This window comes from Enterocloster bolteae (assembly GCF_002234575.2).
Lineage (GTDB): Bacteria > Bacillota > Clostridia > Lachnospirales > Lachnospiraceae > Enterocloster > Enterocloster bolteae.
Genome location: NZ_CP022464.2, coordinates 5,989,929 through 6,003,250, shown reverse-complemented (window position 1 = coordinate 6,003,250; position 13,322 = coordinate 5,989,929). Strand labels below are relative to the sequence as shown.

The 13,322-nt window shown below is 47.1% G+C and carries 15 protein-coding genes; 11 read left to right on the top strand and 4 right to left on the bottom strand.

The features are described from left to right. Positions 1–188 precede the first annotated feature (188 nt). A complete protein-coding gene (gene rlmD, locus CGC65_RS27895) occupies positions 189–1,568 on the top strand; it encodes a 23S rRNA (uracil(1939)-C(5))-methyltransferase RlmD (RefSeq protein WP_002566863.1) in 1,380 nt (459 codons plus the stop codon). A 74-nt stretch (positions 1,569–1,642) separates the two neighbouring features. Here rlmD and CGC65_RS27890 read toward each other — a convergent pair whose 3' ends face one another. The 4 genes from CGC65_RS27890 to CGC65_RS27875 all read right to left on the bottom strand — a co-directional run bounded on the left by CGC65_RS27890 (position 1,643) and on the right by CGC65_RS27875 (position 5,036). Beyond that, positions 1,643–2,848: a tyrosine-type recombinase/integrase gene (locus CGC65_RS27890; RefSeq protein WP_002566862.1), complete on the bottom strand. Its 1,206-nt coding sequence runs from the start codon at positions 2,846–2,848 to the stop codon at positions 1,643–1,645. A gap of 188 nt (positions 2,849–3,036) precedes the next feature. Continuing rightward, positions 3,037–3,972 carry a structural protein gene (locus CGC65_RS27885; protein ID WP_002566861.1) on the bottom strand — a complete coding sequence of 312 codons (936 nt, stop codon included), beginning with the start codon at positions 3,970–3,972 and terminating at the stop codon, positions 3,037–3,039. 21 nt (positions 3,973–3,993) lie between these two features. Next, on the bottom strand, positions 3,994–4,695 hold the full coding sequence (locus CGC65_RS27880) for an ImmA/IrrE family metallo-endopeptidase (RefSeq protein ID WP_002566860.1): 702 nt from the start codon (positions 4,693–4,695) through the stop codon (positions 3,994–3,996). Positions 4,696–4,700: 5 nt separating this feature from the next. After that, on the bottom strand, positions 4,701–5,036 hold the full coding sequence (locus tag CGC65_RS27875; protein ID WP_002566859.1) for a helix-turn-helix domain-containing protein: 336 nt from the start codon (positions 5,034–5,036) through the stop codon (positions 4,701–4,703). Positions 5,037–5,217: 181 nt separating this feature from the next. Here CGC65_RS27875 and CGC65_RS27870 point away from each other — a divergent pair, with 181 nt between their 5' ends. From CGC65_RS27870 to CGC65_RS27825, 10 genes are all read left to right on the top strand, one after another. Next, complete coding sequence (locus CGC65_RS27870) at positions 5,218–5,424, top strand: hypothetical protein (RefSeq protein ID WP_002566858.1); 207 nt, start codon at positions 5,218–5,220, stop codon at positions 5,422–5,424. An 86-nt stretch (positions 5,425–5,510) separates the two neighbouring features. Beyond that, positions 5,511–5,708: a helix-turn-helix domain-containing protein gene (locus tag CGC65_RS27865; RefSeq protein ID WP_002566857.1), complete on the top strand. Its 198-nt coding sequence runs from the start codon at positions 5,511–5,513 to the stop codon at positions 5,706–5,708. After that, positions 5,708–5,974 (top strand): hypothetical protein, encoded by a 267-nt coding sequence (locus CGC65_RS27860; RefSeq protein ID WP_002566856.1) that lies wholly within the window; start codon positions 5,708–5,710, stop codon positions 5,972–5,974. Before CGC65_RS27865 ends, CGC65_RS27860 begins: the two co-directional genes overlap by 1 nt. 15 nt (positions 5,975–5,989) lie before the next feature. Next, positions 5,990–6,247 (top strand): hypothetical protein, encoded by a 258-nt coding sequence (locus CGC65_RS27855; protein ID WP_235622204.1) that lies wholly within the window; start codon positions 5,990–5,992, stop codon positions 6,245–6,247. Positions 6,248–6,273: 26 nt separating this feature from the next. Then, a complete protein-coding gene (locus CGC65_RS27850; protein WP_002566854.1) occupies positions 6,274–6,492 on the top strand; it encodes a YdbC family protein in 219 nt (72 codons plus the stop codon). Further along, the gene (locus CGC65_RS27845; RefSeq protein ID WP_002566853.1) at positions 6,489–6,893 is read left to right on the top strand and encodes a hypothetical protein; all 405 of its coding nucleotides are present in this window, start codon (positions 6,489–6,491) and stop codon (positions 6,891–6,893) included. Before CGC65_RS27850 ends, CGC65_RS27845 begins: the two co-directional genes overlap by 4 nt. Continuing rightward, positions 6,893–8,068 carry a DUF2800 domain-containing protein gene (locus CGC65_RS27840; protein ID WP_002566852.1) on the top strand — a complete coding sequence of 392 codons (1,176 nt, stop codon included), beginning with the start codon at positions 6,893–6,895 and terminating at the stop codon, positions 8,066–8,068. The genes CGC65_RS27845 and CGC65_RS27840 overlap by 1 nt, the downstream gene beginning before the upstream one ends. Before the next feature lie 17 nt (positions 8,069–8,085). Next, positions 8,086–8,655, top strand: coding sequence for a DUF2815 family protein (locus CGC65_RS27835; protein ID WP_002566851.1), 570 nt, complete (start codon positions 8,086–8,088; stop codon positions 8,653–8,655). 6 nt (positions 8,656–8,661) lie between these two features. Continuing rightward, positions 8,662–10,647, top strand: a complete 1,986-nt coding sequence (locus CGC65_RS27830) for a DNA polymerase (protein WP_002566850.1) — start codon at positions 8,662–8,664, stop codon at positions 10,645–10,647. A gap of 14 nt (positions 10,648–10,661) precedes the next feature. Continuing rightward, the gene (locus tag CGC65_RS27825; protein WP_002566849.1) at positions 10,662–13,079 is read left to right on the top strand and encodes a virulence-associated E family protein; all 2,418 of its coding nucleotides are present in this window, start codon (positions 10,662–10,664) and stop codon (positions 13,077–13,079) included. The last annotated feature ends 243 nt before the right edge of the window (positions 13,080–13,322 follow it).

Sequence of the window (13,322 nt, the reverse complement as noted above, 5' to 3'; positions counted from 1 at the left end):
GCGGGGATGGGATAGCGGGATGGTGGGATGAGATAGCGGGATGATGGGATGGGATAGTGGGATGGTGGGATGGGATAGCGGGATGGTGGGATGGGATAGCGGGACGATGAGATAAAATAATGGGTTGAAGAAATCGAGAGCAATAATAGAGCATAATAACAGTTTGAATACAGGACAGGTGAAATGGTATGGAAAAGAATCAGGAATTTATTGTTACAATAGAGGATATGAATGATGACGGAGCAGGTGTGGGAAAAGTGGATGGCTATATCTGGTTTGTCAAGGATGCTGTGATTGGCGACGTGGTGCGGGCAAAGGCCATGAAGATGAAGAAATCTTATGGATTTGCCAGGCTCATGGAAGTTCTGGAACCGTCAGCCTCTCGTGTCATTCCGTCATGCCCGGTAGCAAGGCAATGCGGAGGCTGTCAGCTTCAGGCCATGAGTTATGAAGAACAGCTGAAATTTAAAGAGCGGAAGGTGATGAATAATCTGATTCGTATAGGCAAATTTGCTGAGGATGAGATTCATATGCTTCCTATTATGGGGATGGAGGAGCCCTGGAGATACAGGAACAAGGCCCAGTTCCCTTTTGGAAAAGATAAGGACGGAAATGTAATTGCCGGATTCTATGCAGGGCGGACACATGCCATTGTTGAAGCAGAGGACTGCCTGTTGGGAGTTGAGGAGAATAGGGAGATTCTGGATATTGTAAAGCGGTTCATGAAGGAAATGAAGATAGAGCCCTATGATGAGCTCTCACATAAGGGATTGGTGAGGCATGTCCTGATTCGGAAGGGATTTAAGACAGGCGAAATTATGGTTTGTCTGGTGATAAATGGAAACAAGCTTCCCAGTAAAGAGCGGCTGGTGGAGATGCTGACCGGTGGGGATGGGGTTAAAGGCATGACCAGTATTTCCTATAGCGTGAATCAGGAAAAAACGAATGTAATAATGGGGAAGGAGATTGTGAACCTTTATGGACCTGGATATATTACAGATTACATAGGAAATGTGAAATATCAGATATCGCCGCTTTCATTCTACCAGGTAAATCCTGTACAGACAGAACGGCTTTATGGGACAGCGCTGGAGTATGCCGGACTTACGGGAAATGAGATTGTTTGGGATTTGTATTGCGGAATCGGCACTATTTCATTATTCCTGGCTCAGAAGGCTCAGAAAGTGTATGGTGTGGAGATTGTGTCCCAGGCCATAAAGGATGCCAGGAGGAATGCAGAAATAAACGGCATTCATAATGCAGAGTTTTTTGTGGGAAAGGCCGAGGAAGTACTGCCGGAGCAGTTTGAAAAGAAGCATGTCCATGCGGATGTGATTGTGGTAGACCCGCCTAGAAAAGGGTGTGATGCGGTTTGTCTGGATACTATACTCAAAATGAGGCCGGAACGGGTGGTTTATGTCAGCTGTGACTCAGCTACGCTGGCCAGGGATTTGAGGTACTTGGCAGATGGGGGGTATGTGGTGGAGAGAGGGAAGTGTTGTGATATGTTTCCGGGGACGGTGCACGTCGAAACCGTCGTGGAACTATCACGTAAAACCAATGGTTAATAGGCCTATTTGCTCTTGTTTTGGTTGCCCTGCCTACCATTTGCCTACGCTTTTTTGAGTGGTAGGCAAGGTTGCTATGATATAGCATCTGCCAGGATTACAATGGCATCGTTCTGCATTTTCTCTGTGTTAAACACATAACGGTCCATGGTGGTCTTGATGTCCTTGTGGCCCAGACGCTCCATGACGGTCTTGGGCTGGGCGCCATTCTCCGCCAACAATGTGCCGTGAGTATGACGTAGACAATGGCTGTGGAACAGAGGATTTCCCAATTCTTCATGGATGACCTTGGCACAGTACTTGAAAGAGTATGGCGTCAACAGCTCGCCGTTTTCTTTGGCGCTTATTGGCATTATTTCCTTGCCAACAATTTTGACGTTGGAAGGAGCCTGAAAGATTAAGCCATCGTCCATTTGATACGTCTTTGTAAAATACTGGCCGTACCGGAGCATGTTTTTTTTGCGATTATGGATTTCTGTTTTCAGGATTTTTTCATATTCCGGGAGTATTTTTATAGTCCGGACAGAGTCATATTTTGGTGGCCGGTAATACCACTTTCCGCCTTCGTTGGTAAGTTGGTGCTGGATGGTTATGGTGTGGCGCTCGAAATCTACGTCATGCAGCAAGTCAATGCCGTAAGCCTCTCCCAGGCGCGTGCCACAATGGTATCCGGTCATGAGCGGTACGTAAAAATTACTATCCGGTCCAAAACGCTCAATGATGGCCGCAAAGTCCTCTTTGACACAGATATATTCTGTGTGTGCCTTGGCCTCATCAGACATAACTATCTTCGGTATTCTGGCATAATCGCAGGGGTTGTACTTGATGTATTTACAGGGGTATACTGCGTATCCCAGGGCACCGGATAGACAGGATAAGGTATTTTTAACCATACTCCTGGAATAGCCTTGACGCTTCATTCCGTCAATCCATTTTTGGATAACATCTGTCTCCAATGATGCCAGCCGGTATTTTCCGAATGCCGGTTTTAGATGTACGCGGATTTTCTTTTCATAATCCTTTTGTGTATTGTAACTGAGATTGGTTTTGACATAATTATCATACCAATAATCCAGATAATCAGATACGCTGATGTCCGAAGGGGTAAACCTGCGGCCAGCAGAGTCATATTCAGCCTTAGCTTGGGTGCCGGCAGTGATGGCCTCGGCCTTGGTGCGGTATCCACCATGGCTGATAGGGTTGCGTTTTCCATTGATTTTGGCTCCCTCAAAGGACCATTCCCATGTTGAGCCGCGTTTCCTTGTTCTTAGCTGTCCCATATATCATTCCTCCTTGTGCTGTTGCGATATCGCAACAAAATTTGGGTATAAAAAATACGCCCCTTGTCAGGACGCTCCAGGAATGATATAATCCAATTGTCTGTGTTGGATTATCTTTCTGGGGTAGCCTGGTAAGAGAAATCTATGTGAAAAGCTCTGGGAGTTGCAACTCCTGGGGCTTTTTGTATTCAAAGCTCGATATCAATTCCAGCTTCTTCTGCTATTTGCATGAGTTCTTGAAAGTTTTCTGTATTATTATATTTCATTTCTTGATATGACTTAAAACTTTTTGGTTGCAATAGAGATATGAAATCACATATTTGGCAGTATTCAAGATAGTCAGTAGCATAACGTTCTTCAAGTATCCTTTGTTTTGAGAACTGCTTATAATTCTCCTTTTCTTCGTCAGTTCTATCATCAATAAAAGGACGATTATTATATTCAATTATATTATCAAGACTACAATATTTTGGCCGACTGATTCCTTCTATGAATGGGAAAAATATTAATCCAGAATTGTATACTTCATTTGTCATGGCAGGAAATCGTTTATCCTTACCAGATATACTATATATGCGCTTTCGATACTTAGCGCATATTTCATCACAGTTAGGTGCATCATCTGCCTCAACTAAGTCTGTTGCTTGCTGATGAATTGAACCTAAAGTTTTTTGTAGTACAGTTTCATGCATTGAAGAAAAATCATATCCGACAAAATAGTTATCTTCTATAAAGGCTTTCTCTTTCTTAGCTTCTTCATATCTGCCGACACGTGCAAGTTCTAAAACAATATCCATGTAATCTTTCTTTTTCCAATGGATAGGTGATTGGCTCATAATTTGGTTTGCTTTTCGTAAGCAGACTATAGAATGGTCAAATAGACCATTCTTACTCAAATTACCAGCTTTCCGTTTTAGAACATAATCTAAAGAATGAGAAATATTTGGAAATCCACATAACTTTTTATAATTAGGAATAGGGATATTGCTTATATCCAATGTGCTTTCTAAGTCAAAAGTCAATCCATCGGATACCAAATATCGCGCTTCATATTGATTGCAATGTTCCGCTGGTAGTATTTTTACAAGTAAACCGTTTTCAAAGTATACAGTAATAATTTCCATAGTGTGTTTATTTCGTAATAATTACGCATTCATGGCACCTAGTACTCTGTTTTCAAGTGATAGTAAATCATTAAATGGATATGGTTCCTGGCTGGCCTTAGCATCGCATATAGGACAGATACAGTCACCAGGTCGGTTATAAAAAGTTCGTCCACAGTAGAAACATTCGGTCTCAGCACAAATAAACTTTTTAGACTCGGATTTATAAAAGTAGCTATACATTTCCCAATCAACCGGATACATTTTATGTGTGGCTCTACGATACCATCTGCGGTAAGCGGCAAAGGCATTATGAGCAGCTTCGTCCGACAATCCGAAATGTCTATGCACATCCCAAGCACTTTCACAATGGCAATAATGGATTACCATACTGGGAGCCAATACGTAGCTTGCAAAACAATTGGCCTCTTTCTCATAATAGTCTGCCTTGTACGGATGCTCAAGCACTATATGCCCCAACTCATGGGCCAGTGAGAAGATAATCCTATCTAATGGCTTTTCCTCATTGTAAGCAACTGTCCTGCTAAATGGTTCAGTGTATGCCTCGTCAGAACAGGAAGCACATAATTCATATACTTCTGGATTCTTTTCTTTCAATTCGCTGTATGTATAGACATGATATCCATACTTTTTTATGGCTGAAATACAGTCAAATGGAAATTTCTTAAAATCACAAAAGATATATGTTTCTAGTACTTTTTTCAGTATAAAATCGTGATTCAATCAAATCAGTCCTCATTATTTATTTCAGACAGTAGTTTGATTAGACGCATTTTCTGTTCAACAGACATCTGCTTACCATTTCTTGCCACAAGGCGTTCCACATCCGCATAAGTGGGTTCTGGCTTTGTTGTTTTTTTGTCATTAGCCATTTTCTCTAAATCATCCATGGTGATGCCAAGTCCATGACATATAGCCATTACATTATCAACCGTTGCTTTACCAACACCATTTTTCATTATCCCATATAGTGTGGTATATGGGATAGCACACTTTGCCGAAAATGATTTAAGGCTATAGCCTTGTTCCTTGATTAAACGTTCTAAAATTTTAGCTTTTTCCATAGTCGCAACCTCTTTTTCTAAGTAATTCCATTATATATCCGGAATCGTATTTTGTAAATATAAAATATTCGATTTACCGAATAAATTCGTCAAAAGGAATATTTGACATTGACAAAATACTGAATAAAGAATATAATCGGGTTATCCAATTCGGAATTCGGAATTAACAGGAGGTGAAAAAATGTACAGAAATTTTTTGACGGCTATGAAGGACGAAGGTGTCACTTTTGCTCAAATAGGTAGCCTGCTTGGATGCAGATATCAGACCGTAAGTGATACGGTAAACGGCGAAACCAAAAAGGGCTTCTATCATGAGGATGCGGTAATGATTAGGAACGTCCTATTTCCAAAGTACGATTTAGATTATCTGTTTCAGAGAGAAAAATAGTGTGTAAACAAACACATGTTCGATGAAAGCAACTATACCACTATCACATGCGTGTGTCAATGGGAAAAGAAAGGAGGATGTGGAAAATGGTAGAACCATACAAACCGTTGTACACGGTGGAGGAAACAGCAACCGTACTTATGACGAACACGGATACCGTGTATAGCCTGATTAGGAAAGGGAGCCTGCGAGCATTAAAACTGGGGAGGATAAAGATTCGAGGAAGCGATTTGGAGCAATTCATTGAAGATTACCCAGTATTCCAAGGGGAGGGACAAACATAATGACAAAAGTAACTGAGTTAGCCATCCGCGCCAGAGCAGCGGCCCAGTATCCCGGCTGGCGTTTAGACATCACTGGTCCAGGAACAGCGGTGATGACCAATATCATGGGGCACAGGCGTATGGTGACCTTCCGACAGTGCAGGAGGCGCCGAGATGGCCCAATCATGAGGGCAGCTAAGTGGATTGTACCGGCGGTTATCTGGCTGCTGGGGATGTGGATGGTAGCTATCGTGGTCATGGCGGCGGCCATGGGCGTGAGGATTTGAAGGAAGGTGAAATGATTGAGAAAAAAGATGGTCAAGAAGCTGACAGCGTTGGATTGCATAAAGGAATCTGGGTGCCAAGACTTTGAAACGGCATTCCCAAGAGTCACCGGCTATATAAGCGAGTGCGCTAAATATGATCCGGATGCATTGTACACAGCAACGGAAGTGGCGGAGCTGATGGAATATCTATTTGAGCTCCGAAGGAGAAAAAAGGACCCCAGACGGGTGGAGCCGTCCAAAGTCCAGGTAACTAAAAAATATTTACAACCTTAGTATAAGAGAGAAAGGAGGAAAAATCAATGCCAGATTTGAAATACAACATCATCCAGACTCTGGCTGTGCTTCCTGCGGTCGGGAAATGGCACAAGGAGCTGAACCTGATTGAGTGGGGAGACCGGAAAGCCAAGTACGACATCCGGGGATGGAATAAGGACCGGTCAGAGATGACAAAAGGAATCACACTGTCAAAAGAAGAGATGGAATACCTAAAAGAAAGTATAGGAGGAATTGAGATATGACAATCACAGCCGTATTTGAAAGTTTAGAGGAGATGCAGGAGTTTGCGGGTAAGTTAAACGGAGGTAGCATCCAGGGAGCCGTGCAGGAATTTATAAAGGGGGAAGATATATATAGGACATCCGAAACCAAACAGCAAACATGCATGCAGGATGAAATATCAGAAGACAGAGAAACGCCTGCGGATGAGGATGCCGATGAACCCATGGAACCAACGACAGAACAGAAGGATGAGGGACCAGGATATACCCTGGTACAGGTCCGGGAGAAGCTGTCAGAGCTGCAGAAGGCAGGGAAGCGTGCAAAGGTACAGGAACTGATAGCCGGGTTTGGTGTGAAGAAACTGACGGAAGTCCCTGAGGACAGGTATACAGAGCTTATGCAGAAGGCGGGTGAGCTGTAATGCCGGATACACATGCAAGGCTGAGTGCAAGCAGTGCTAAGCGGTGGATGTCCTGCCCTCCCTCCGTAAGATTGGAAGAGCAGTTCCCTGATAGCGGCAGCGAGTACGCTGCAGAAGGAACCCTGGCCCACAGTCTGGCAGAGACTATTCTTCGCTATAACAATAGTGAAATCAGCAAGAAGGCATTTTCTACCCGGTTTAATAAAATCAAGGCCGACCCGATGTACAACAGGGAGATGCAGGATTACATAGAAGACTACACCCAGCGTGTCTGGGAGATTGCCAATGAGGTGAAAGCCGCCTGCCCGGATGCCCGGGTACTGTTCGAGCAGCGTCTGGATGTCTCTGAGTATGTCCCGGATGGGTTTGGGACGGGGGATGTTGTAATTGTAGCGGATGATATGGTCAACATCATTGACCTGAAATATGGCAAGGGTGTGGGGGTATCTGCAAAGGACAACCCGCAGCTCAGGCTATATGGCCTTGGTGCTTACCTGGAACATTCCATGCTGTATGACATCCGCAGGATACAGATGACCATTATCCAGCCTCGCCTGGAAAACATCTCCGTGGAGGAGCTGACAGCGGAGGAGCTGTTAGACTGGGCGGAACGAGAGGTACGGCCGAAGGCGGCGCAGGCTTATGCCGGGGAAGGGGAGTTCAAGGTAGGAGACCACTGCCGGTTCTGCAAGGCCAGAGTCACCTGCAGGGTCCGTGCAGAGTATAACCTGGAACTGACGAAGCTGGATTTCGTTGACCCGGCTCTCCTCACTGACGAGGAAATAGGAGAAGTACTCAGGAGGGCTGACGAGCTTGACCACTGGGTGAAGGACGTCACAGGATTTGCCCTGGCAGAAGCCCTTAAGGGAACGAAATATGAAGGCTGGAAGCTGGTGGAAGGCACCAGCCGCCGGAGGTATACCGACCAGGATGCAATTGCTATGCGTCTGACAACAGAGGGCTGGGAAGAGGACGAAATTTACAAGCCGCAGGAGCTTATAGGCATTACGGAGATGACAAAACTGATTGGAAAGAAGAAATTCGAGGAGCTGCTGTCCGGCCTGGTCATTAAGCCGGAAGGGAAACCGACCCTCGCACCGGAATCGGACAAACGACCGGAACTGAATAGAGTAGCCGAAGCAAAGCAGGACTTTGACAATAAAATGGACGAATAAAAAGGAGATTGAATATTATGAGTGAAGAAAGAAAAGTAACTAAGGTAACCACAGGAACCGTGAGATTTTCATACTTACATGTATTTGAACCATGGGCGGCCCAGGAAGGGCAGGAGAAGCGTTACTCCGTCTGCCTGCTGATTCCCAAGTCTGATAAAAAGACATTGAGTAAGATTAAGGAAGCCATTGAGGCGGCCAAGAAGGAAGGCGCCGCCAACAAGTTCAAGGGTAAGACCGCCGGTCTTAAGCTCCCGCTGCGTGACGGTGACGAGGAACGTGCGGATGATTACCCGGAATACACAGGGATGTATTTCATGAATGCGAACAGCAACCGTAAGCCCATCCTTCTGGACCAGGACAACAATGAGATACTTGACCAGACCGAGATGTACAGCGGCTGCTGGGGACAGGCCTCTATCAATTTCTTTCCCTTCAACAGCAATGGTAACAAGGGTATCGCCGTAGGTTTGAACGCCCTTAAGAAGAAAAGGGACGATGAGCCGCTTGGAGGGACCATCACGGTGGATTCCGCAATCAGTGACTTTGAGGACAGCGACGACGGATTTGATGATGACCTGTTAGGATGATGACTTATGACAATGAATGTGGACATAGAAACCTATTCCAGCATTGATATTAGGGAGGCAGGGGTGTATGCATATGCATCCGCCCCTGACTTCGAGATACTATTGATAGGATACCGGTATGACGGGCAGGACGTGAAGGTGATTGACCTGACGGACCCGTTGGCGGACCCGGAACGGGATTTCCCAGACTTTTGGGAAGGCCTGTACAGTCCGGATGTAATCAAGACGGCATATAATGCCAACTTTGAAAGGACCTGCCTTGCCTCCTGGCTGGGCAGGCCGATGCCCCCGGAGCAGTGGCGGTGCACGGCAGTACATGCGGCTACCCTGGGCCTTCCAGGGACACTGGGAGGGGTGGGAGAAGCCCTGGGGCTTCCGGAGGATAAGCAGAAGGATAAGATAGGTAAAAGCCTGATACAGTACTTCTGTAAGCCCTGTAAGCCGACCAAGACCAATGGAATGCGTAGCAGAAACCTCCCGGAACACGCCCCGGATAAATGGCAGTTGTTTATTGAGTACAACAGGCAGGATGTAGTCGCCGAGGCAACCATCCGCGAAAAGCTGCAGATATACCCAGTCGCCAGGCAGGAGCAGGAATTGTGGAACCTGGACCAGCACATCAATGACCATGGTGTACGTCTGGATATGGATCTGGCAGATAAGATAATCCAGTATGACGGGATTTACCAGGAGCGACTCAAGCAGGAGGCAAGGAAACTCACGGGACTTAATAATCCGAACAGTTTGCCCCAATTGAAGATGTGGTTTTTTATGACATACGGGCTTGATGTTCCCAGTATCACCAAGGACAGCATACCAGTGATTGAGGCACAGCTGAAGGAATTGAAAACCACACATGATGTCCTTCCAGGACTGAGGATGCTGCAAATACGGAAGGAACTGGGAAAGACATCTGTTAAGAAATACCAGGCCATGAGGCATGCAGTCTGCCCAGATGGATACCTGAGGGGAATCCTGCAGTTCTATGGAGCCAATCGGACCGGGCGTTGGGCCGGGCGCATCGTGCAGGTACACAACTTGCCTCAGAACAAAATACCTGATCTGGACCTGGCAAGGGACCTTGTGAAGCAGGAGGACTTTGACACCCTGGAACTGCTGTTTGAAGGGATACCGTTTGTGTTCTCACAGCTTATACGAACTGCCTTTATCCCGTCAGAAGGATACCGGTTCGTGGTCAGCGACTTTTCTGCCATTGAGGCCAGGGTGATTGCATGGCTGGCAGATGAGAAGTGGCGCCTGAATGTGTTCAGGACCCACGGAAAGATATACGAGGCCTCCGCTGCCCAGATGTTCCATGTGCCGATTGAGAACATCAAGAAGGGAAGCCGGCTGAGGCAGCAGGGAAAGGTGGCTGAGCTTGCCCTGGGGTATGGCGGGGGCTTTGGTGCCATGAAAGCCATGGATAAGGCGGGCACCATTCCAGATGACGAGATACCCATGATTATAGCAAACTGGCGTAAGGCCAGCCCGAACATATGCAAGTTATGGCGGAATGCGGAGGCAGCCGCCCGTGCAGCCATAGAAGAACGGAGGACCATAAAACTGAAACACGGCCTGAGTTTTTCCTATATTAACAGGATACTATTCATTGGACTGCCATCCGGAAGGAAACTGGCATATTATGACACCCGGATAGAGGATGACGAGAAAGGAAAGAGCGTCATAACATACGCAGGTGTGGACCAGGAAACAAAGAAATGGGGACGCCTTAAGACCTGGGGCGGAAAGCTTGTGGAGAATATCGTACAGGCCACGGCAAGAGACTGCCTGGCAGTGACCATGGAACGTGTTTCTGGTGCAGGATATCAGATTGTTATGCATGTACATGATGAAATTATCGTGGATGTGCCGGAAACGGACATAGATGCCCTGGAGAAGATAACAGCCATCATGGCACAGCCAGTACCATGGGCGCAGGAGCTGCCCTTGCGCGGGGATGGTTATGAAACCCCATTTTATAAGAAGGATTAAAGGAGGGATACAGGATGCAAGTCTCCAGCATTGCGGATTACAGGATGGCAGTTAAGCACGACGGGACAATCACCCTGGCAACAGGGCGGAGCCGCATGGAAAAGAACTGGAAGAATAAGAGCTATTCCTGGTCCCAGCTATTGAAACATCTGGAAACACCCGTCAGGACCCATGAGACACTGGCGGAGTACATGAAGATGCCAAAGGATGAACAGGACCGTATCAAGGACGTGGGTGGGTTTGTTGGAGGGGCTCTGAAAGGCGGGAGACGTAAGGCAGATACGGTAGATAGTCGGCAGTTGATTACATTGGATGCAGATTACGCCCCAGCGGGCCTCATGGAGGATATAGCACTTTTAGCTTATTATGCCTATGCCATGTACACTACTCATAAGCACAGTCCGGAAAAACCGCGTCTGAGGTTCGTGATACCAATGGACCGTCCGGTCACAGCGGATGAATACGAGGCCATAGCCAGGAAACTGGCTGAAGAGATAGGAATTGATTATTTCGATGATACAACATACCAGCCTTCCCGGCTGATGTACTGGCCATCCGCGGCGGCAGATGGGGAATATTTGTTCCATTATGAGGACCTGCCATGGTTGTCTGCAGATAACATCCTGAGACGTTACCCTGACTGGACGGATACCAGTTACTGGCCAGAGAGCAGCCGGGCAAAGGAATCCAGGGTTAAACAAGCTAAGAAGCAGGGTGACCCAACGGAAAAGGCGGGACTGATTGGTGCATTCTGCCGAACTTATGACGTGGAGGATGCCATTGCAGCCTTTCTGCCGGAGGTATACGTCAAATGTGACCTGCCGGAAAGATATACCTATGCTGAGGGCTCCACAGCCTCTGGGCTTGTTATATACGAGGACGGAAGGTTTGCATATAGTAACCATTCAACCGACCCGGCCTGTGGGAAGCTCTGTAATGCGTTTGACCTGGTTCGTATCCATAAGTACGGAATACAGGATGAAGATGCGGCGCCGGGGACTCCTACGACGAAACTGCCATCCTACAAGGCAATGATGGAACTGGTGCAAAGGGATAAGGAGACAACCCTGACAGTCGCCAGGGAACGTGCGGAGCTGGCCAGGGAGGACTTCGCTGACACATGCGATACGGAAGAGGATGATTCCTGGAAAGGCAGGCTGTCAAAGGATAAGAAAGGCCTGGAGCCCAGCTTAAACAACCTTCTGCTTATCATGAGATATGACCAGGGCCTAAAAGGCATCCGGTTCAATCAGATGGCGGATAACTTAGAGATCAAGGGGCCTGTGCCCTGGAAGAGCCAGTCCCGTTTCTGGCGGGATGCAGATGACGCACAATTGGAAGCATATTTAAGCATGACTTACACGGAATTTCCAAAAGCAAAAATACTGACAGCAATCACAAAGGCAGCCGATGACCGGAGTTACCACCCTGTAAGAGAGTATCTGGACGGCCTTCCTGAGTGGGATGGCATACCGCGTGTGGACACGCTTCTGATTGATTACCTTGGCGCGGATGATACGGAGTACGTGCGGTCTGTCACCAGAAAGACCCTGTGTGCGGCGGTGCACCGGGTGAAATATCCCGGGTGTAAATTTGATACGGTGCTGGTACTCTGCGGGCCGCAGGGAATCGGAAAAAGCACACTGATATCCCGTCTGGGAGGACAGTGGTTCTCTGATTCCCTCAACTTGGCCGATACCAGGGATAAGACAGCAGCAGAAAAGCTGCAGGGATACTGGATTATAGAAATAGGCGAGATGGCCGGGATTGGAAGCGCAGGAGTGAAAACCTTAAGAGGATTCATAACCACGCAGGATGACCGTTACAGGGCCTCCTATGGGCGGCGTGTGAGTTCCCATCCGCGGCAGTGCATTCTGATTGGAACTACCAACTCAGAGGAAGGTTACCTGAATGACGTGGAAGGCGGCAGGAGGTTTTGGCCCGTGAGGGTGCCCTGCATCGGCGCGAAGCGTGTCTGGGATATGACACAGGAGGAAGTAAGCCAGATATGGGCGGAGGTGCTGTATCATGTGGCGCAGGGTGAGAAGCTGATACTGTCGGGCGGCGCTGCGGATGAAGCGGTGAAACAGCAGAAAGAAGCCATGATAACGGATCCGCGTGAGGAGAAGGTACGGATGTATCTTGATACGTTGTTACCAGAAGATTGGTACAATCGGGACCTGGATAAACGCCGGGACTTCCTATATGGGACCGAGTGCCCGGAACCGGAGGCGGTCCTGCGAAGGGACTTCGTAAGTTGTCAGGAGATATGGTGCGAGTGCTTCGGGAACAGTCTTAAGAATATGGAGCCGAAGGATACCTATACAATCAAAAAGATTTTAGCTAGGTTACCGAATTGGGAAAACAGTAATGAACGGAAATATATCGGAGGAGAATATGGTCGCCAAAGGGGGTATAAAAGAGTTTTTTAGATGGGACAACCTACGGGACAACCCACGGGACAACCACGGGACAACCTCTAAAAATGGGACAACCTCAAAAAAATTTAGGCGGGACAACAAAAAAGCTGTCCCAAGGGTTGTCCCGCCAGTTGTCCCACTGAAAACCATTATAAATTAAGGGAAAAATGCAGTACGCGGGACAACGGGACAACTTCTCTATATAGAGCTGTAATAATAAAGAATATAGTGTAATTACACGCGAAACCGCGTTTA